Annotated in this window: 12 protein-coding genes; all 12 read left to right on the top strand. The window is 43.9% G+C overall.

What is annotated here, in order from left to right; translation table 11 throughout:
• A partial coding sequence (locus tag Q5076_RS15765) for a SusC/RagA family TonB-linked outer membrane protein (protein WP_303014566.1) occupies positions 1-2,776 on the top strand: 2,776 nt, incomplete at its 5' end.
• 6 nt (positions 2,777-2,782) lie between these two features.
• A complete protein-coding gene (locus tag Q5076_RS15770) occupies positions 2,783-4,345 on the top strand; it encodes a SusD/RagB family nutrient-binding outer membrane lipoprotein (RefSeq protein WP_303014567.1) in 1,563 nt (520 codons plus the stop codon).
• Positions 4,346-4,374: 29 nt separating this feature from the next.
• Positions 4,375-5,532, top strand: a complete 1,158-nt coding sequence (locus tag Q5076_RS15775) for a glycoside hydrolase family 18 (RefSeq protein WP_303014568.1) — start codon at positions 4,375-4,377, stop codon at positions 5,530-5,532.
• A gap of 6 nt (positions 5,533-5,538) precedes the next feature.
• On the top strand, positions 5,539-6,690 hold the full coding sequence (locus Q5076_RS15780) for a DUF1735 and LamG domain-containing protein (RefSeq protein WP_303014569.1): 1,152 nt from the start codon (positions 5,539-5,541) through the stop codon (positions 6,688-6,690).
• Between the two features lie 237 nt (positions 6,691-6,927).
• A complete protein-coding gene (locus Q5076_RS15785) occupies positions 6,928-9,072 on the top strand; it encodes a DUF4838 domain-containing protein (protein WP_303014577.1) in 2,145 nt (714 codons plus the stop codon).
• A gap of 98 nt (positions 9,073-9,170) precedes the next feature.
• Entirely contained in the window at positions 9,171-10,496 is a 1,326-nt protein-coding gene (locus Q5076_RS15790) for an MFS transporter (protein ID WP_303014571.1), read from the top strand.
• 21 nt (positions 10,497-10,517) lie between these two features.
• Positions 10,518-11,486: a 1,4-beta-mannosyl-N-acetylglucosamine phosphorylase gene (locus tag Q5076_RS15795; protein WP_303014572.1), complete on the top strand. Its 969-nt coding sequence runs from the start codon at positions 10,518-10,520 to the stop codon at positions 11,484-11,486.
• Between the two features lie 8 nt (positions 11,487-11,494).
• The gene (locus tag Q5076_RS15800; RefSeq protein ID WP_303014573.1) at positions 11,495-13,768 is read left to right on the top strand and encodes a GH92 family glycosyl hydrolase; all 2,274 of its coding nucleotides are present in this window, start codon (positions 11,495-11,497) and stop codon (positions 13,766-13,768) included.
• Between the two features lie 301 nt (positions 13,769-14,069).
• Positions 14,070-14,957: a sugar phosphate isomerase/epimerase family protein gene (locus Q5076_RS15805; protein ID WP_303014574.1), complete on the top strand. Its 888-nt coding sequence runs from the start codon at positions 14,070-14,072 to the stop codon at positions 14,955-14,957.
• A 163-nt stretch (positions 14,958-15,120) separates the two neighbouring features.
• Positions 15,121-16,605 carry a DUF4992 family lipoprotein gene (locus Q5076_RS15810; RefSeq protein WP_303014575.1) on the top strand — a complete coding sequence of 495 codons (1,485 nt, stop codon included), beginning with the start codon at positions 15,121-15,123 and terminating at the stop codon, positions 16,603-16,605.
• Positions 16,606-16,627: 22 nt separating this feature from the next.
• Positions 16,628-20,008 carry a TonB-dependent receptor gene (locus Q5076_RS15815; RefSeq protein WP_303014576.1) on the top strand — a complete coding sequence of 1,127 codons (3,381 nt, stop codon included), beginning with the start codon at positions 16,628-16,630 and terminating at the stop codon, positions 20,006-20,008.
• A gap of 12 nt (positions 20,009-20,020) precedes the next feature.
• Entirely contained in the window at positions 20,021-22,240 is a 2,220-nt protein-coding gene (locus tag Q5076_RS15820; protein WP_303014578.1) for a RagB/SusD family nutrient uptake outer membrane protein, read from the top strand.
• The last annotated feature ends 61 nt before the right edge of the window (positions 22,241-22,301 follow it).

The following is a 22,301-nucleotide window of genomic DNA, read 5'->3' on the forward strand; positions in this document are numbered from 1 at the left end:
CTCCCAAGCAATCACGCTAGCCGATAATCAGCCTTTGAAAGTTACGTTAGGGGAAGCGACGGAGGTTTTGGACGAAGTCGTGGTGACGGCTTTGGGTATCAAACGTGCTACAAAAGCATTGAGTTATAATGTACAAGAAGTAAAAAGTGATGAGATTACGACAGTAAAGGATGCCAATTTCATGAATTCATTGGCCGGTAAGGTAGCGGGTGTTAATATCAATACTTCGTCTTCCGGTGTGGGTGGTGCTACACGTGTCGTAATGCGTGGCGTGAAGTCGATAACTCAAAGTAACAATGCTTTGTATGTGATTGACGGTGTGCCTATTTATAATACGAATAACGGCTCTACGGAGGGTATTTATTCTTCTCAGCCCCGTGGTGAAGGTATTTCGGATTTAAATCCGGATGACATAGAAAGTATGTCTGTGTTGAGTGGTCCGGCTGCCGCCGCATTGTATGGTTCCAATGCTGCGTCGGGCGTTATCCTGATTACGACTAAAAAAGGAAAAGCGGGAAAACCGCAGATAACAATCTCTAACAATACGACTTTCTCTAAACCGTTTACTATGCCGGAGTTCCAGAACTCTTATATCAATCGGTCGGGAGAATTTAAATCATGGGGAATTAAGACTGCTTCGCCTTATGGGAATTATGAACCGGACGATTTCTTTCAAACGGGAACAAATATACAGAACTCTGTCTCTTTGTCTGTAGGTAATGAGAAACAGCAGACTTATATCTCTGTCGCTACGACAAATGCTGACGGTATCATTAAAAATAATGAGTATAACCGTTATAATTTTACGGTACGGAATACGACTTCTTTCTTGAATGATAAGATGACTTTGGATGCTGGTTTTAGTTATATTATTCAGAATGATAAGAATCTGATGGCGCAGGGCGAGTATTTCAATCCTCTTCCTGCCGTTTACCTGTTTCCGCGTGGAGAGGATTTTGAGGCTGTCCGGATGTATGAGACATGGGATTCAAATCGTAATATCTATGTGCAGAACTGGAAATGGGACACGCAGGGAGTCAGCATGCAGAATCCTTATTGGTTGTCTCAAAAAAATAATTACGGGACGAAGAAACAGCGTTACATGGCTAATGCCAGTTTGAAATATAAGGTATTGGACTGGTTGGATGTGACTGGGCGTGTACGTATTGATAACTCTATCGGGAAATTCGAAGACGAACGTTATGCTTCCACCAATACTATCTGGACTGCTACTTCGGAAAAAGGTTTTTACAAATGGTATAAAGAGGATGATCGTCAGGTATATGCCGATTTGATAGCGAATATCAATAAGAACATTGGCGATTTCTCTATCGCCGCCAATGTGGGTGTCAGCATTTCTCAATTGTATTACGACCAGAATGGTTATCAGGGAGGTTTGGCTGATATGTCTAACGTGTTTATTCCCAATAATATAGTAAATACTACTTCTTCGGATACTCATCCTATCTATTCTTCTTACAAACAACGTACCAATGCTATTTTTGCCAGTGCGGAAATAGGGTGGAAGAGTATGTTGTATATGACGTTGACCGGACGTAATGACTGGGATTCGGCTTTGGCTAATACGAATACTACTTCATTTTTCTATCCTTCGGTCGGCTTGTCGGCTCTCGTTTCTGAGATGGTGGCATTGCCTGAATGGATTAATTATCTGAAAGTCCGCGGTTCGTTCGCTTCTGTCGGCAGTCCTATTCCAAGAGGGGTTTCTTCTGCTGCCAACATAAAGTTTGATGATGCGACTCAGAGTTGGGTGACGAATGATTATCGTCCGGTCGGTGAATTAAAACCGGAACGTACTGATTCGTGGGAAGCCGGTTTGACTGCCAAATTCTGGGGAAATCGTTTCTCTCTGGATTTGACCTGGTATAAATCAAATACTAAGAATCAGACAATGTTGATTCCGATTTCCGCCAGCGGCGGTTATACGCAAATGTATGTCCAATCGGGTAATGTGCAGAATACGGGTATGGAGTTGGCTGTCGGGTTTAACAATACGTGGGGAGATTTTAACTGGAATTCTACTGTTACCTACAGTTTCAACAAGAACAAGATTGTTTCTTTACACGAATATTACAGAGATGGAAAGGCTATCGATAAAGGTGGTTATGGCAACTCTAAGATTATGCTGACAGAGGGGGGAACAATGGGTGACCTTTATGTGACTACGGCATTGAAAAGAGACCAGCAGGGGGATGTCTTGATTGAGAATGATAACGTGGTGAAAGAGACTCTTACGAATCCTAAAAAGATAGGTTCTGTTTTGCCGAAAGGGAATTTGGGATTCAGAAACAGTTTCAGTTATAAGGGTATTAATGCGTCTTTCATGCTGGCTGCCCGTTTTGGTGGCGTAGCCTTGTCTGCGACGCAAGCTGTGATGGACCAGTTCGGCGTATCTAAGACATCTGCCGATTATCGTGACATGGGTGGTGTTCCTGTAAATAATGGTACGGTTAGCACGGAATCTTATTATTCTGTAGTAGGCGGGATAAACGGTGTTCTGGAGAATTATGTGTATAGTGCTACCAATGTTCGCCTGCAGGAGGTTTCTTTAGGTTATACTCTCCCCGGTAAGTGGTTCAACGATAAGATGAGGATGAGTTTGTCATTGGTTGGACGCAATTTGTGGATGATTTATTGTAAAGCTCCTTTCGATCCGGAAGCAACGGCCTCTACGGGAACATTCTATCAAGGTTTTGATTATTTTATGCAACCGAGTCTTAGAAATTTCGGCTTTAGTGTTAAATTCCAATTCTAAATTGTTATGGGTAAAAGAATATTAAAAAGTATATTGTCGGTATCTTTCTGTACGGGATTCTTGATGTTGGGTTCTTGTACCGCCGGGTTTGAGGATTTGAATGCTCCCGGTGAGAAGATTACGGACGGGGAATTGAATCGTGATAATTTTAAGTTACAGTCTTATTTCGAACAAATGATTGATAACGTGATATCACAGCAGGAAAACTCATTCCAGATGAATGAGAATCTGATAGGTGACGTGTATGGCCGTTATCTTATGACTACGCAGTCAAACTGGAATATGCAGGATTTCTCAACTTATAACGCACCGAGCAACTGGATAAAATATCCTTTCAATGATGTCTTGCAGAAGTTCACTTCTCCGTGGTTTCAGGTGAAAGAGGCTACGAACGAAACCGGAGCGGTCTGGGCATGGGCTACTATTTTGCGCGTAGCAGCCATGCATCGTTTGGGGGATATGTACGGGGCGCTTCCTTATTCGCAAGTGAATTCGGAAGATATCGCGACTCCTTATGATGATTTGCAGACGTTGTATCATAAGATGATTGATGACTTGACGAATGCCGTGGATGTGATTACGTCTTCATTGTCTTCCAGTACGGATGCGATTTTGCCGGATGCTGATGTGGTTTACAAGGGTGATATGACTAAATGGGTGAAGTTTGCCAATTCGCTGAAACTGCGTTTGGCTATGCGTCTTCGTATGGTGGAATCGGAATCGGCTTATGCGCAACAGAATGCGGAGGATGCTGTGAATCATTCTATCGGTGTTATCACGTCCAATGCGGATAATACGGCTCATCCTTACGGGCAACCCGGCTTGTGGAAGATGTGTGTGAACTGGGGTGACTCACGTGCGGCGGCTGATATCGTGTCTTATATGGTCGGTTACAATGACCCGCGTTTGTCGCTTTATTTCAGTCCGGTGACATTTACGGGGAATGATGGCGTTTATGCCGGTTTCCGTTCGGGAGGTCAACCTTCCAACAAGGAGTGGGCTGTGCAGTATTCATGTCCTGTTGCTACGCAGAGTGATGTCTATTATTGGATAACTGCGGCGGAAGTGGCTTTCTTGAAGGCTGAGGGGGCGCTTTACGGATGGAATATGGGCGGTAAGGATGCTGAAACGTTGTATAAGGAAGGTATCAGCCTGTCATTTGAACAGCATGGCGCTAACGGTGCTGCTACGTATGCGGAAAATGAGACGGACAAACCGGCTGATTATACGGACCCAGGGAAACAATATAGCACCACTGCCGTAAGCGATATAACTATTAAATGGGAGAATGGCAATACGGAACGTAACTTTGAGCGTATCATCACTCAGAAGTGGATTGCCATGTTCCCGTTGGGACAGGAAGCTTGGACGGAATACCGCCGTACGGGTTATCCTAAGTTCTTCGCTTTGCCTGTGCCTACTAACTACAGTACATTGACTACGGTTGCCAACCGTATTCCATTCAATCCGGATGAGTATAATAATAATGAGGCGAATGTGAGGGCTGCTGTCCAGGCTTTGGGTGGTAAAGATGACTACTCGGTGGCGTTGTATTGGGCAAAAAAATAAGTATTGATTTTTAAATAATAATGACTGATATGAAAAAAAATATAGGAAAATTATTTTTCCCCTTTTTAGTCGGTGGATTGGTCTCTTTCTCTTCTTGCTCGGATTGGACGGAAATGGAATCCATTCATCAGGATTCCTTCCTCTCCAATACGACTTCCAGTGAGTATTATGCAGGTTTGCGGGAATGGAAGGCAAGGAAAGACCATCAGATTACTTTCGGATGGTATGGAAACTGGACGGGAGTAGGTGCCAATTTGGAACATAGTTTGCGCAGTTTGCCGGACAGTGTGGATTTTGTCTCTATCTGGGGAGCCTGGCGTAATCTGACAAATGCTCAGAAAGAGGATTTGAAATATGTGCAGGAAGTGAAAGGCACGAAGGCTTTGCTTTGTTTTATCATCGCTAATATCGGTGACCAGGTTACGCCGGATGAAGTGCGTGAAAACTGGAGTGAGAACTCTTTTGGCAGTGAACAGGAAGCTGTTAACAACTATTGGGGATGGACCAGTGACGATGAGAATGTAGTGGCTGCTGCCATTGACCGTTATGCGCAGGCTCTTTGCGACACCATCCATAAATATAATTACGACGGTTTTGACATTGACTATGAGCCGAATTTCGGTGCGCCCGGTAATTTGGCGAGCTATCCTTCACGTATGTTGCAATTTTGCCAGTCCATGCGGAATCACATGGGAGAGGGGAAGATGTTGGTAGTGGACGGTGAGCCGCAGAGTATGCCGAAAGAGGCGGGTACTTTATTGGATTATTTTATTGTTCAGGCTTACAGCAGTCATGGAGACAGTGATTTGAATTCCCGTTTGCAAAGTACTATAAATAATTATGAGGGTGTGCTTACTGCCGAACAGGTGGCGCGTAAATATATTGTGACGGAGAATTTTGAAAGTTATGCGGCTACGGGTGGAACAAGTAGTTATTATGACTCTAAAAGGAACCGGTTTAATTCTCTGGAAGGAATGGCGCGTTGGGTTCCTGTTATCGACGGTGATTCCATTATGAAAGGCGGTATCGGTACTTATCACATGGAATATGAGTATAAATTATCATTGGATGATGCTACTTATGAAAAATATTATTGGTTGAGTGAAGATGATTTGTCTTATCCTTGGCTACGCTCCGGCATGCGTGCTATGCGTGCTTTGGAAGCGATTCCAACTATTAAACGTTAATGTATTATGAAAAAATATTGGGTATTGAGTAAAATGGCATTCGGGCTGGCCGTTATTTGGGGCAGTGTGGGTGCATGTGATGATGCAAAGTATGATGTTGTGAATAATAAAGTGTACATCACTCAAGCATTGTCGAATGAGTCTGAAACGGTGATGGTGGACTCGGAGAATGGAGGTTCCGCTTCTTTTACTGTCAGTGTAAGTGATAAGATGGAGCAGGATGTGACTATAAAGCTTGGTACTTCGCAGTCGGTGTTGGATAATTACAACCGGACTCATGAGACTGACTACAAGATGTTGCCGTCTACGGGGTTTTCATTTTCGGAAAGTGAAATCACTATATCAGCCGGTGAAGTGTTGTCTTCAATGTTGGAGGTGAATATCAATCCTTTAACGGACGAGCAGAGTACAAGCGGTGATAAATATGCGATACCTGTCACGGTGGAACCGGTATCTTCGGCTGTTTCCAGTGTCTCCAGCATTTCATCGTATATTTTGCTGTTAGATCAAGTAATCATTACTTCTGTGCCTGTTTTGGATTCCAGCAATAAGGTAACTCCTAATCCGGCAATGCGTCAGGACTATAATTTGAATGAGTGGTCGCTTGAGTTTAGAATCAACATGAGTTCGTTTGACGTGAATAATCAGGCTATCATCGGAATGTATCCGGATGAGATTTATGTGCGTTTTGGTGATGCGGGAAAAGATTATAATATGTTGCAGATAAAGACTCAGAGTTCGCAGATAGATTCCAATACACGTTTCGATGTCAATAAATGGTATCACATTGCCATTGTCGGCGAACCTTCTTCTTTGAAGTTGTATGTGAACGGAACGCTGGATTGTACGCTGGCGTTAAGTGGAAGCGCTTCATGGAACATTGCGAAAGACAACATCACCTTAATCGGTTCGGGGGCGACTTATTTCTGGGCTGATTGTATGTTGAGCGAGTTCCGTTTCTGGACGAAGGCTATTTCCCAGTCGCAGATTCAGAATAATATGTTTGCCATCAATCCGCAGACGGAGGGTCTGGAAGCTTATTGGAAGATGAATGAGGGCGAAGGTAATGAGTTTGAAGACTTTACCGGTCACGGAAATAATCTGAAAGCTGACGGAACGGTTCGCTGGAAGGACGGCATCCGCTCTGACGAACAATAAATCAGTCATGGTATAGGATGATAATTGTTTGTTAATATCTGGAAAAGCTGTCTCAAGGGACAGCTTTTCATTTTATGCGGCAGATGTATTTCGTTAATAAAACTTATATATAGGATTGTCTGTTAGCAGGTGGTTATTTATTGATTGTATTTTAATAAAACGAAATTTGAGAATGCAATGAAAAACATGAATCGATTTTTTATCTTCTTTGCTTTTTTATCGGGATTTTGGATGTGTATGCCCATGAAAGCACAGGTTTCTCTTGTCTGTAATAAGAAAACCGAATCCAGGATTATATTGGCGGATAATGAAGAAATAACCCGGATATCGGCAAATTTATTTCAGATGTTCTTTCAGAAAGTTTCTGGTTGCACATTGCCGGTATTGGAAAGCCGGCAACCGCAGAAGGGGGACATCTTGCTTGGCGGCCAGCCGGGCGATGGAGTGACGGAAGACGGATTTTCTATTTCTACGAGAGATGGAATTTTAAAAATTTCGGGAAGAGACAAAGGGGTTGTGTATGGAGTTGTCTCTTTACTGGAACAATATCTGGGAGTGGATTATTGGGGTGAAAACGAGTATTCCTTCACTCCCCGGGAGACGGTGATGCTCCCTCTTATCGATAAAGTTGATAATCCGGCTTTCCGTTATCGTCAGACTCAATGTTATGCGATTCGTACAGATTCTGTTTATAAGTGGTGGAACCGGTTGGAGGAACCGGATGAAGTGTTTGCCGCCGGTTATTGGGTGCACACTTTTGATAAGCTGTTGCCTTCTTCCGTTTACGGAAAGGAACATCCCGAATATTATTCTTATTTTAAAGGAAAACGTCATCCGGGAAAAGCCAGTCAGTGGTGTTTGAGTAATCCGGAGGTTTTTGAAATTGTGGCGCAACGCATTGATTCCATTTTCAAGGCGAATCCTGACAAGCATATCATATCTGTAAGCCAGAATGACGGCAATTATACGAATTGTACTTGTGATGCCTGTAAAGCAATTGACGATTATGAGGGGGCGTTATCGGGAAGTGTGATTACTTTCCTGAATAAATTGGCTGCCCGTTTTCCTGATAAGGAGTTTTCCACACTGGCTTATTTATATACGATGAATCCTCCGAAGCATGTAAAACCTTTATCGAATGTGAATATCATGCTTTGTGATATTGATTGTGACCGTGAGGTGACTTTGCCGGAGAATGCATCGGGCAAGGAGTTTGTGAAGGCGATAGAAGGCTGGTCTGCTATAACCGATAACATATTCGTATGGGACTATGGCATTAACTTTGATAATTATCTCGCTCCTTTCCCGAATTTTCATATTTTGCAGGATAATATCCGTCTTTTCAAGAGGAACCATGCTACCATGCATTTTTCTCAAATAGCAGGGAGCAGAGGAGGAGACTTTGCCGAGTTACGGGCTTATCTGGTATCTAAGTTAATGTGGAACCCTGAAGTTGACGTCGATTCTTTGATGCAACGTTTTCTGCATGGATATTATGGAGAAGCCGCTCCCTATCTTTATCGGTATATCAAGGTGATGGAAGGCGCATTGATAGGTAGCGGACAGAGATTGTGGATTTACGACTCGCCGGTTTCTCATAAGTATGGAATGTTGAAGCCTGCATTGATGCGCCGTTATAATCATTTATTCGACTGTGCGGAGAAGGCGGTGGCATCGGATGATGTCTATTTGAAACGAGTTCGGCGGGCACGTTTGCCGCTCCAATATTCCGAACTGGAGATAGCGCGGACGGAAACGGAAAAAGATTTGGCTGACATAGAGCGGAAACTGGTTCTTTTTGAAGAACGTGTGAAGGAGTTCAATGTGCCTACATTGAATGAGCGTTCCAATTCGCCGGTGGAATACTGTAAGTTGTACAGGGAACGTTATATGCCGCGAACGGAAAAAAGCCTGGCTCAGGGAGCGGAAATCACTTATCTGATTCCTCCTACCGGAAAGTATGCGGAGTTAGGAAAGACTGCACTAGTTGACGGTTTGTTCGGAGGCGCTACTTTTGTGGACAGTTGGGTCGGTTGGGAAGGAACGGACGGAGCATTCATCATCGATTTGGGTGAAGAGAAAGAAATACGTTGTGTCGAGACTGACTTCCTGCATCAGATAGGCGCATGGATTCTTTTTCCTTTGAAGGTGGTTTATTCTTATTCCGGAGATGGCGAACATTATAAGCTTTGGGAGACAATCGATTTACCGGAGGAGCGTACGGGAGAAGTGAAATTTCGAGGAGTCAGGGCTGAATCCGCCCGGCCGTTGAAGGCTCGTTATGTGAAAGTGGAGGTTACCGGTACAAAAGAGTGTCCGACTTGGCATTATGGTGTGGGACATCCGTCATGGTTCTTTATAGACGAAGTGATAATAAAATAAAAAAAGTGAGGGGGAAACGTTAGTAGTTTTCCCCTTTTAGTTGTATTATATATAGATGGGTTAGAAAAATAAGTTTTTTCATCTATATACTATGATTTATGCAACAGACTAAAACTGCTTCTCAACAGAAAACTGTCAGCCCGGCCTACTGGGTTCCTACCGCTTACTTTGCAATGGGGCTTCCCTTTATTGCCATTAATCTGGTTTCCGTGTTCATGTTTAAGGATTTGGGAATCTCGGATACGCAAATCGCATTCTGGACTTCTCTTATCATGATGCCTTGGACGCTTAAGTTTTTATGGAGTCCTTTCCTTGAAATGTACCGGACGAAAAAGTTTTTCGTGTTGGTGACGGAATTGTTGAGCGGGGTATTGTTCGGAGTGGTAGCCTTTTCGCTGTTTTTCGATTATTTCTTTGCCATTAGTATTTCTACGATGGCGGTGATTGCATTCAGCGGAGCAACACATGACATCGCTTGTGACGGCGTATATATGGCTGAACTGAATAAGGAAGACCAGGCGAAATATATTGGAGTGCAGGGAGCTTTCTACAATGTTGCCAAGCTGGTGGCGAATGGCGGTTTGGTTGCGATGGCAGGTGCGCTGGCCGAGTCTTTTGGGGCGATAGAAGGGGCTTCTATTGAAGCGAATAAGGGCGCGTATTCATACGCATGGATGATTATTTTTGCTGTGATTGCAGCTATAATGGTATTAATCGGACTTTATCATATCAGGATATTGCCGTCTACCCAGGTCCCGTCTACAAAGAAAAAAACGGCTTCGGAGGTGGGGCGCGAGCTGATAGCGGTAATTGCTGATTTCTTCACTAAAAAACATATTTTCTATTATATCTGCTTCATTATATTGTATCGTTTGGCGGAAGGGTTTATTATGAAGATTGCCCCCCTTTTCTTGCGTGCATCGAGAGATGCGGGAGGGTTGGGATTGTCTTTGAAAGAGATTGGTACGCTGAATGGGATTTTCGGTTCCGCTGCTTTTGTGCTCGGCTCTTTACTGGCAGGAATTTATGTTTCCAAGTTCGGATTGAAAAAAACGCTTTTCACGCTTTGTTGCATCTTTAACTTGCCGTTTGTGGCATATACTTTTCTGGCCGTTACCCAACCTGCCAATGTTTATCTGATAGGAACTTGCATAACGATGGAATATTTCGGTTACGGTTTCGGATTTGTCGGTCTGACCCTGTTCATGATGCAGCAGATAGCTCCGGGCAAACACCAGATGTCTCATTATGCTTTCGCATCCGGAATCATGAATCTGGGGGTGATGCTTCCCGGAATGATTAGCGGTTATCTCAGTGATTTATTGGGATACCGGAATTTCTTTATTTATGTTTTGATTGCGACTATTCCGGCTTTCCTGATAACTTATTTTATTCCGTTCACTTATGACGATTCGAAAAAATAAATAATATAAAAATCAAAAATTATGAGTAAAATTCAAATGCCTTGGGAAGACCGTCCTGCCGGGTGTACCGACGTGATGTGGCGCTATTCGCAAAACCCGGTTATCGGACGTTATCACATTCCTTCATCCAACAGTATTTTCAATAGTGCAGTCGTTCCTTTCAAGGATGGATTTGCAGGTGTGTTCCGCTGTGACAATAAAGCCGTACAGATGAATATCTTTACGGGATTCAGTAAAGACGGCATTCATTGGGATATCAGCCATGAACCTATAAAGTTCAAGCCTGGAAATACGGAGATGATTGAATCGGAATATAAGTATGACCCCCGTGTTACTTGGATTGAGGACCGTTATTGGGTGACATGGTGTAACGGTTATCACGGGCCTACGATTGGCATTGCCTATACTTTTGATTTCGAGGAATTTTTTCAATGTGAGAATGCTTTCCTGCCTTTCAACCGCAACGGGGTGCTTTTCCCGCAAAAAATAGGCGGTAAATATGCTATGTTGAGCCGTCCCAGTGACAATGGGCATACACCGTTCGGTGACATATACATAAGTTTCAGTCCGGATATGAAGTATTGGGGAGAACATCGTTGTGTGATGAAAGTGACTCCTTTCCCGGAAAGTGCCTGGCAGTGTACGAAGATTGGCGCAGGTTCGGTACCGTTTTTGACAGATGAAGGATGGTTGCTTTTCTATCATGGCGTCATCACGACCTGTAACGGGTTCCGTTATGCGATGGGGGCTGCCATTCTTGATAAAGAACATCCGGAGAAAGTTCTTTACCGTACCCGTGAGTATCTGCTGGGTCCTGCTGCTCCATACGAGCTTCAGGGGGATGTGCCCAATGTGGTATTCCCTTGTGCGGCTTTGCAGGACGGCGAACGTGTCGCAGTATATTACGGTGCGGCAGATACCGTAGTAGGTATGGCTTTCGGATATATCCGGGAGATTATTGATTTCACTAAACGGACAAGTATTATCTAAAGAGAAATATGAAACGTATTCTATTAACTTACACACTTGCTTTCGCCCTTCTCCCCGTGTATGGGGGAGAGGGAGGAAGCCCCCCTGCAACGGGCACGGAAAAGAGTCTTTTGATAGATTATGTGGACCCTTTCATCGGGACTACGAATTTTGGAACCACTAACCCCGGGGCGATTTGTCCGAATGGGATGATGTCTGTAGTCCCTTTCAATGTAATGGGGTCTTCTGAAAATACTTATGACAAAGATGCCCGGTGGTGGTCGACGCCTTATGAATATACGAACTGTTTCTTTACGGGGTATGCCCATGTCAATTTGAGTGGGGTAGGCTGTCCGGAATTGGGCTCTTTGTTGTTGATGCCTACTACCGGAGAACTGAATGTCGATTATAAAGAGTATGGAAGTAAATACAGGGATGAACAGGCTTCACCGGGTTATTACTCTAATTTCTTGACAAAGTATAATATAAAGACCGAGGTCTCCGCTACTCCGCGTACAGGTATTGCCCGTTTTACTTTCCCGAAAGGGAAAAGCCATATTTTGTTGAACCTGGGAGAGGGGTTGACTAATGAAAGCGGTGCGATGCTCCGCCGTGTTAATGATTGTGAAGTGGAAGGCATGAAGTTGCTCGGCACTTTCTGTTATAATCCTCAGGCTGTATTTCCGATTTATTTTGTGATGCGGGTAAAGAAAGCGCCTGCATCGACGGGATATTGGAAAAAACAGCGTCCGATGACGGGCGTGGAAGCCGAATGGGACCCGAATCAGGGAAAATACAAATTATATACCCGTTATGGAAAAGAAATAGCGGGAGACGATATCGGCGCTTATTTCTCTTTTGATACGGAGGAAGGCGAGCAGGTGGAAGTCCAGATGGGAGTTTCGTTTGTCAGTATAGAAAATGCCCGGTTAAACCTGGACCGTGAACAAGACGGAAAAGATTTTGGACAGATACATGCGGAAACCCGTGCAAAATGGAATGATGATTTGTCGAGGATTAGCGTGGAAGGAGGAACTGATGCCCAGAAAACTGTTTTTTATACGGCACTTTATCATTTGTTGATTCATCCGAATATTCTGCAGGATGTCAACGGGGAATATCCGGCAATGGAAAGCGATAAGATTATGACGGCAAAAGGAGACCGCTATACCGTATTTTCTCTTTGGGATACATATCGTAATGTTCATCAGTTGTTGACGCTGGTTTACCCGGAGCGTCAGATACAAATGGTGCGTACCATGCTGGATATGTATCGGGAACACGGGTGGTTGCCGAAGTGGGAACTGTATGGCAGAGAGACACTGACAATGGAAGGTGATCCGAGCATTCCGGTGATTGTGGATACGTGGATGAAAGGATTGCGTGATTTTGACATCGATTTGGCTTATGAAGCGATGTATAAGTCTGCAACATTGCCGGGAGCGGAAAACCTGATGCGACCGGATAATGATGATTATATGTCGAAAGGATATGTGCCCCTCCGCGAGCAATATGATAATTCGGTATCCCATGCATTGGAATACTATATTGCGGATTTTGCACTTGCCAACCTGGCGGAAGCTTTGGGAAAGAAAAAAGATGCGGAGATGTTCCATAAACGCTCCTTAGGTTACAAACACTATTATAGCAAGGAGTTCGGCACTTTCCGCCCGATTCTTCCGGACGGGACTTTTTACAGTCCGTTTAATCCGAGGCAGGGAGAGAATTTTGAACCGAATCCCGGTTTCCACGAGGGCAGTGCATGGAATTATTCGTTCTATGTGCCGCATGATGTATATGGGCTTGCCAAATTGATGGGAGGAAAGAAGCCGTTTGTCGACAAGCTGCAAATGGTTTTCGACAAAGGACTCTATGATCCGGCCAACGAACCGGATATCGCTTATGCCCATCTGTTCTCTTATTTCAAAGGTGAAGAGTGGCGTACCCAGAAAGAGACACAGCGTTTGCTGGACAAATATTTTACGACGAAGCCGGACGGCATCCCCGGAAATGATGATACGGGAACCATGTCTGCATGGGCTATTTTCAATATGATAGGTTTTTATCCGGATTGCCCGGGATTGCCGGAATATACGTTGACGACTCCGGTGTTCAATAAAGTGACGATTCGTCTGGACCCGAAATGGTATAAGGAAAAAGAGTTGGTGATTGAAAGCAACCGTACCCAGCCGGGAACCATGTATATCAATAAGGTATTATTGAACGGGAAGAAGTTCAATAAATATCGTATCACACATAATGAACTTGTTCATGGTCAACACATATTATTTGATTTGAAATAACACACAGTGTTTCATAGGTATCGTTTTTGGGTTGACAGGGCTGTTGAACTTTTTATAAGTTCGGCAGCCCATTTTTTTCACATCTGTTTTTATTGTTTATTTTGTAAAAAGTAAGCGCTATATGCTTTGAATAGTGGTGGCATTCAGGTTGGATAGCGTCATTATCCGTTTGAGACAACATCACCGTCTTGTTGTCTAGTCTATCTTTTTCTTATTCTTTTTATTTGTTTTCCATAACATAAGCGATTACAAAAGTCTCTTTCATCCGTCTTTTATACGAACGATGTATAATGAAACTGAGATGAAAAAGAATTTAATCAGGCATATCTTTTGGATATGGATATTGGCGGAATGTTTTCCTCTATTGGCGGTTGCTGCATCACGGCAGGAAGAGCAGCGTTATAAGATTGCCGTGTGTGACTGGATGATTTTAAAACGCCAGAAAATAGGCTCGTTCCAATTGGTACATGAATTAAATGGCGATGGCGTGGAGTTGGATATGGGCAGCCTCGGTAAAAGGGAGATGTTTGATAATAAATTGCGCGACCCTCATTTTCAACAGCTATTTCGTGAAACCGCTCGTCAGTTCCGGTTGGAAGTCCCTTCCATTGCCATGTCCGGATTCTACGGCCAGTCATTTCTAGAGCGGGCAAATTATAAGGAACTCGTACGGGATTGCTTGGATGCGATGAAAGTAATGGATGCTAAAGTCGCATTTCTCCCTTTAGGAGGAATCAAGGCCGGATGGGAGAACGATTCCGTAATCCGGGAGAAAGTCGTCAAGCGTTTGAAAGAAGTAGGAGATATGGCCGCCTCTGAAAATCTTGTTATCGGCATTGAAACGCAACTGGATGCAAAAGGAGATGTAAAGCTATTGAAAGAAATAGACTCTCCGGGTATCAAGATTTATTTTAAATTCCAGAATGCGTTAGAGAATGGAAGGGATTTATGCCAGGAACTCACGATTCTGGGGAAAGAGAGAATCTGCCAGATTCATTGTACGGATACGGACGGGGTAACTTTACCCTTTAACAAACGGTTGGACATGAACAAGGTGAAAAAAACGCTTGACGGGATGGGGTGGAGCGGATGGCTGGTCGTGGAACGTTCGCGTGATAAGGATGACGTACGGAACGTGAGAAAAAATTACGGGACAAATATCAACTATTTAAAAGAGATATTCCAATAACGATAGGAGGGAGATTATGGCATAATAAAATGTAGATGAGAGAGATTTTTCAAATTCTATCCTTTTAAAGTGATTACATGTTTTCGGTTCACACGTCTTTAATTTAAAATATTTTTAGAGTTAGAAAATATAGTATATTTTTGTATAAATTAAAATTTAATCTATGGAGAGTAAGATGAAGATTAAAATCAAAATTGTCGAAAGCTTATGGCTTTTGGTAATGGCTTTTTTCGTTGTCTCTTGCGCAAAGGGTTTCGACGACAGCGAAACCTTTTCCGGAGGTGTAACGAATACGCAATTAGAGTCACCGAAGGATATTAGCTTCACAACAACGACAAATGCCGACGGTTCGGAGAATCTGAAGTTGACTTGGTCGGTGGTTATGGGAGCCGGAGGTTATAAAGTGAATGTCTTTAATATGAATGATCCTGTGAATCCGGTAGCAGTGGTGACAGACAGCATTATTGACGGTTCTTCCATGTCGTTCGCCAAAATGGAAGACACCAATTATCGTGCAAGCATCTTGACGATTGGCAATGAGAAGTTGAATAATACAAGCGCCCAGACTGCTACGGAAAAAGATTATAAAGCTTTTGAAGCGGTGGCTACTATACATGCCAATGAAAGTCTTGCTGATTATGTCAATAATGAAATGCAGGATTTCCCTCAAAATCAGGAACAGTGTATTGTATTGGAACCGGGTGTGACATATAATCTGGATGATGTCGCAGATTTCAGGCTTAACACGGTTACACTGCGCGGAGATGAAGAAAACCATCCGGTCATCAAAGTAGGCGCCAGTGGAGGATTGGTTACACAGGGAGGATTGAAGATGAAGAATATCGACATCGATTGCACGGACATGACACAACTGGGAGTTGTTACCCTCAGTGAAACACAGGATGCATCAGTCAACGTAGGTTCGCTGGGATATCAGGGAGAAAGCCTTGATAAAAACTGTTATGTTATAAATAATCCCATCATACTCCAAGGATGTAATTTGAAAAATGTAAAGAATAGCATTGTTTATGACAGCAATAAGAAATGGGGAGTAAGGGATTTCCGTATCATGGATTGCATCGTACAATTAAATAACGAAGGTTCGAAAGCTGTAATTAACGTAGCCGGCGGCGGAGGCATAAAAGACATGACTATAAAGAACAGCACTTTCTATAACTTGCCAGTCAAAGGCTCTGCTCCTTTTATAAAGTATAGCAATACCCAGCCGAAAAAGATTTGGGGAGACAGCGACCGTACCGGAAGCATAACTTTGACTAATAACACTTTCAGCCGTACAATGGCTTCATATAAGTTTGCAGACCGAGTTCCGAATGCCGATATCATGACTGTGAATTTCAGTTACAATATATTCTATGATGTCTATCAAATGTATCAGGCAGTGATTACCAATGCAGCGAGAACGACTGTTGGCAATACCGTTTTCGGAGTTACCAAAGAAACACATGAAAATGATACGGATCGTACAGATTCCAATGGCAGGCCTATAGCGACTCTTGAAGACCCCAATTTTGAAGGTCCGATAGACTCGGAGTTTGACTTCACTAAAGTGAATGGCGGCGTTAATTTTACTCCTCGTGGCAGTATTGCCGTTGAAAATAAATCCGGTGATCCGCGTTGGTATGAATAATGAAAATATAATATTTATGAAAATGAAACATAAGAATACACTCAAAATATGTCTAAGTATGTTTCTGGCTATAATGATGGCTTTGCCGGCTCTGGCCCAGAATATCACATACAAAGGTGTTGTTGTAGATGAGAATGGCGAACCTGTCATCGGCGCTTCCGTAAAAGTGTCGGGTACAACAACCGGAACCATTACGGATTTGGATGGAAAGTTCCAAGTAGTCGTACCGTCGGGAAAACAAGTTGAAGTGTCTTATATAGGATATATTACACAAGTATTATCAGATTTTAAACAAACAAAGATTGTTTTAAAAGAGGATTCCAAACAGTTGGATGAAGTCGTGGTAGTCGGTTATGGTACACAGAAAAAAGCACATCTGACTGCCGCTATCGCAACAGTGCCGGTCGATGAAATTCAAGACATCTCCAGTGGTAGTCTTGCCAACACATTAAGCGGTCTTGTGAATGGCGTCAGTGTCAGTGGCGGTGATTCCCGTCCGGGAGAGACAGCACGAATCAGCATCCGCCAGAATGATGTCCTGACTTCAATGAAAGCAACGAATGTGGAACCCTTGTATGTTATCGACGGATACATTTACCCGACGGAAGTAAAGGTAGGCAGTACGACGGAGAACCTCGGAGCAACAGCTTTCAATAATCTGGACCCTTCCGTAATAGAAAGCATTTCCGTATTGAAAGATGCCGCTGCCGCAGTATATGGAGCCCGTGCCGCTAACGGTGTTATATTGGTTACTACCAAGAAAGGTAAACTGGGAGCGCCGAAAATTTCATATAGCGGAACATTCGGTATTGCCAATGAAGTTTCACGCCCTAAAATGTTGAATGCATACCAGTACGGCCAGCTTTGGAATGCCGTACGGGCGGCAGACCCGACTGATATCTCCATCAATTCGCAGACAGACTTGTTTCAGGCTGACGAGTTGGCCGCAATGAAAGGATTGAACTATGACTTGCTGGATAAATACTGGAAAACAGCGCTGACCCAACAACACAGTGTAAATATAACCGGTGCGACTGAAAAGGCAAGTTATTTTGCAGGCATTTCTTATTTTGACCAGGACGGTAACTTGGGAAATCTGGATTACGACCGTTGGAATTACCGTGCAGGCGTTGATGTCAAGATTAGCAAATGGTTCAAGGCCAATTTGCAGGTTTCCGGAGATTACGGAAAGAAAAATACGCCTAACCTGAAAGTAGGCGGTTCCAACAGTGAAATGGATTACAACCTTTTATTGACCCATCCGCGTTACATACCGGAAGAAGTGAATGGAAATCCCATTGCCAGCTACGGTATCAGCAATAAGGAAATCAGCGATTCGCAGAATTATTCTTTCGCTACTCTTCAAAACCTGGGCGATTATAACAAGACTATGACATCCAATATGAATGTCAATGCCGGAATAGAATACGATTTTGGCTGGAGTAAATGGTTGAAAGGGTTAAAGTTGAAATTTACTTATTCGAAGAGTATCAATAGTTCGAAAAACAATCAGTATGGTTCTTCGTATAAATTGTATTACCTGGCTAAGCGTTCCGGTAGCGGACAACACCTGTACACTCCTATTGCCGGTGAAGAAGATGCCTATAATGCTTTGATGGATGACAATAATTTCTTGTTAGCCAACAATGGAGCCGCAATCTATAACGGCGATACGTCCTACCTGTCTCGTGACATGAACCGTACCGATAACTATCAGATGAACTTTATGGCTACTTACAACAGAGCTTTCGGCGCTCACAATGTAGGCGCTTTGTTCTCTATCGAAAGATCGGAAGCGGAAAGTGAATATCTGAATGGAAGCGTAACAGACCCGTACGAGTTCACTACCGGGCAATCCAATTCCGTAGGTGCCAACAGTACGGCGGGTACGGTATTTACACGTGCGGAATCCGGTACATTGTCCTATATCGGTCGTGTGAATTATGCATACGCGGACAAATACTTGTTTGAGTTCCTGCTCCGTTCGGATGCTTCTACCAAATTCGCACCGGAAAATTACTGGGGATTCTTCCCGTCGGTTTCTGCCGGTTGGGTCATCTCGCAGGAAGACTGGTTCAAGAAACACGTGACATGGGTAGACTATTTGAAAGTACGCGCTTCCTTTGGTCTGACGGGACGTGACAATACCGTAGCATGGCAATGGATGCAGAACTACGCGACGGACAAAGACAAAGGTCCTATTTTCGGGACCGGAACCACAGTGAACGCAGGCAGCCATATTACACTCAATAAAAACAACTCAGCCGTCAATCCGGATGCACACTGGGACAAATCGTATAAAGCAAATTTCGGAATCGACTTCAATGTCCTGAACAACCGGCTGACATTCAATATCGACGGATATTACGAATGGAACCGTGAAATGTTGTTGCCTTACATCACTTCCATACCCGGTACCGTAGGTACGCAGTCCGCTTATATGAATTATGGAGAACTGGATACATACGGGCTCGAACTGTCCATGACATGGAGAGACAAAATCGGGAAAGACTTCAAATATAAAATATCGGTAAACACCGGATATTCGGATAATAAAGTATTGGTAAAAGACTGGGATAACCCGATGACCTTCAAGAGCATACGCAGAGGAGACCGGTTGGATATCGGTACATGGGGTATGCAGTGCATAGGCATGTTCCGCAGTTACCAGGATATTGATGAATATTTTGAGAAATATAATATCACCTCCTATATGGGGTTGAATAAGGATAATGTAAAACCGGGTATGCTGATATACAAAGATGTCCGTGGAGCTTTGCAAACTGACGGGACTTATGCCGGACCTGACGGGATAGTAGATAAAGAGAACGACCAGGTAAGATTGTCCAACCGCAACAATCCTTACGGACTGACTACTAATTTGAGCGCCGAATGGAAAGGAATCTCACTGTCGGCACAGATTAGCGCCAGTTGGGGAGGCTATAGCTTCATACCTACCTCTGCCTTGAAAATCGGCAATATGGTCGGTTCCGGCTCCGGTTCATATACCGACCTGGAATATACCAGCATGCCTTCCTTCTGGAATACGGACAACATGTTCGTTTACAATGATGTGCTCGATGCTTCCGGGAATGTGGTTGTAAAGGCAAACCGGGATGCCAAATATCCGAACCTGAGATGGAGTAGCGTAAATAGCGTAACCTCTTCTTTCTGGAGAGTAAGCGGTACACGTGTCAGACTCAACCGCTTGACAATAGCATACCGTATACCGTCAAAATATACCAAAATGGTCGGTATAGAGAGTTGCCGTTTCAATATTACCGGTCAGAATCTGTTAAGTTTCTACAATCCCTATCCGGATAATTTCATCGACCCTATGACTTCATACGGCAGTTATCCTACTTTGCGTAAGTTTACTATCGGTGTAAACGTAACATTCTAAATGAAAACGATGATGAAAAGAAAAAATATAAAAAAATGGAGCATTGCCTTGATGGCAACCGTTGCTTTCACATCTTGCAGCGACCAATTCTTGCAGGATAAAAAGAACTATGACAGCGCTAGCGCCGATTCATACAATTATTACAGCGGTGCGCTGGCACGTGTAGCGGATATCTATTCCTGGTGTTTGCCTGATGCAACCGCATCGCCGAGCTGGAAATACAACAGTACGGGACTGGCAGACCTTCAGTCTCAATCGACAGAAGAATACAGCGGTTTTGGGGATTTTGTAGACCCGGATGCGGAAATGACCTACCAGTCGGGGAATAATCCCGTACCTGATTATTTCCAGGGGCAGACCGGTAATATCCAGCAGATGGCATGGGGACGCATTCGTAACTGCAATGACGTGATAGCCGGAATAGAAGGCAGCACGCTTTCACAGGAAGAGAAAAACGAACTGTTGGGACAAGTTTATTTTTTCCGTGCGTGGTGTTATTATAATTTAGTGAAGTGGTATGGCGGTGTGCCCATCATCAAGGAAGTACAGGACATCGTTGCCGAATCCGTAGTTCCCCGTTCATCCACCAAAGAATGCATCGAATTCATTTGTGAAGACCTGAATACATCCGCCTCACTGCTTGCTCCGTTCACCGAAAACGGAGGATGGCCTGCAACCGAATTCGGACGGGTGACATCCGGTACAGCCCTGGCATTGTTGGGACGTGTCCGCTTGTTGTACGCAAGTCCGATATTTAACCGCAAAAACGATATCGAACGTTGGAAACAGGCTTATGAAGACATCTCCAATTCAATCAGCAGGTTGAATGCCTGCGGTCACGGCCTGCTTAATGAAAGTAATCCGGGCACTAACGCTTCAGGATGGGCGGGTATGTTCGCACAAGTCCAGGATAATAAGGAAGCGGTGTTCGTAACGCTTTATAATACTAACACATCCAGCAGCCAGGCTGATTTCAGTAAAAATAATACTTGGGAACATGGCATCAGGCCTTCTACCGCATTAGGCGGTGGAGGAAAGACCCCTTCCGCGATGTTGGTAGACATGTTTCCTATGGCAGACGGTAGAAAACCGCAAGGTTGCACAACCTACACGACACTGGAGGAATCCTCCTATACGGATGATGAATACAAATATCCGTTCATGAATCGTGACCCCCGTTTCTATCGGACATTCGCTTTTCCCGGCGTACGTTGGACATTTAACGGAGACCCGAGAAGCGAAAAGAGCAGGAACCAATATAACGGGACGGAATACGAGCTGTGGAATTATGTATGGTATACTTCCAGCACCGACAGAGATAATCCGGAAAGCAGTAATGTATATGGAGCAGACAATCTGCTGTCGAATGCCAAAGGTTTCTATATTCGTAAACGCACGGATGATTTGGACGTAAGTTCAAGTCCCAGATATGTATTTGACGTATCCAACGGATTTAGATACAGCGCCAGCCCCTATATGGAAATCCGTTATGCGGAAGTCCTGTTGAATTATGCAGAAGCGGCTTGCGGAGCGGGACACCTGGATGTAGCCGTAGATCAGTTAAAGAAAATACGTGCCAGAGTCGGATATACGGCGGAAAATAATTACGGTTTGCAATCCAACCTGTCAAGCGACCCCAGAGCCTGTATGGCGGCTATTTTATATGAACGCCAGATAGAATTGGCTTATGAAGGAAAACGTTTCGATGATTTGCGCCGTTGGATGCTCTTCGACGGTGGAACCGGAAAGGTGGACGGAGCTCCCGATTCATGGACATTGACAGGATGGGATGGAAATACTTGCACCTATTTGGGCTTTACGCCTCTCAACGGCCAGCGTCGTGATAATCTGGAATTCCGCGTACAGAGCAAGTCTGAATATAATGATGGTCTGGGCGGTAAAAGCTGGGCGGTCAATGATGATGAAGATCCCGACCCGTTGAAAGATTATAAAGAACAACGTCCGGATGCGATGGATTTAAGAACAGACTTGTCGAGCCAGCAAGATGCCTTGAAAGCATTCTATGAAACGTATCTGGTACGTAAGGATAAGAAAGGGGATGCTTATAATACGGACCAATCCTTGAAGTATATGCATTTCTATCCTAAATATTACCTGCTTGGATTGTATCAAGGTGCACAATCCGCCAATCCGACGTTGAAACAGACCATCGGATGGGGAGACTACATGAACGGAGGTGCAAACGGAACATTCGACCCATTGGCGGAATAGAATAAGATTTAGAGGAGTTCTATAAATTAAAATATTGTAGTACAGTTGTTTATATGGTTCC

The organism is uncultured Bacteroides sp. (assembly GCF_958445495.1).
Taxonomy (GTDB): Bacteria; Bacteroidota; Bacteroidia; order Bacteroidales; family Bacteroidaceae; genus Bacteroides.

Excerpts from the sequence above, each read along its gene's own strand:
- Q5076_RS15785 (WP_303014577.1), top strand. The coding sequence starts at position 6,928 with ATGCCCATGAAAGCACAGGTTTCTCTTGTCTGTAATAAGAAAACCGAA.
- Q5076_RS15780 (WP_303014569.1), top strand. The coding sequence starts at position 5,539 with ATGAAAAAATATTGGGTATTGAGTAAAATGGCATTCGGGCTGGCCGTT.
- Q5076_RS15795 (WP_303014572.1), top strand. The coding sequence starts at position 10,518 with ATGAGTAAAATTCAAATGCCTTGGGAAGACCGTCCTGCCGGGTGTACC.
- Q5076_RS15810 (WP_303014575.1), top strand. The coding sequence starts at position 15,121 with ATGGAGAGTAAGATGAAGATTAAAATCAAAATTGTCGAAAGCTTATGG.
- Q5076_RS15775 (WP_303014568.1), top strand. The coding sequence starts at position 4,375 with ATGAAAAAAAATATAGGAAAATTATTTTTCCCCTTTTTAGTCGGTGGA.
- Q5076_RS15770 (WP_303014567.1), top strand. The coding sequence starts at position 2,783 with ATGGGTAAAAGAATATTAAAAAGTATATTGTCGGTATCTTTCTGTACG.
- Q5076_RS15820 (WP_303014578.1), top strand. The coding sequence starts at position 20,021 with ATGAAAAGAAAAAATATAAAAAAATGGAGCATTGCCTTGATGGCAACC.
- Q5076_RS15805 (WP_303014574.1), top strand. The coding sequence starts at position 14,070 with ATGAAAAAGAATTTAATCAGGCATATCTTTTGGATATGGATATTGGCG.
- Q5076_RS15800 (WP_303014573.1), top strand. The coding sequence starts at position 11,495 with ATGAAACGTATTCTATTAACTTACACACTTGCTTTCGCCCTTCTCCCC.
- Q5076_RS15790 (WP_303014571.1), top strand. The coding sequence starts at position 9,171 with ATGCAACAGACTAAAACTGCTTCTCAACAGAAAACTGTCAGCCCGGCC.
- Q5076_RS15815 (WP_303014576.1), top strand. The coding sequence starts at position 16,628 with ATGAAACATAAGAATACACTCAAAATATGTCTAAGTATGTTTCTGGCT.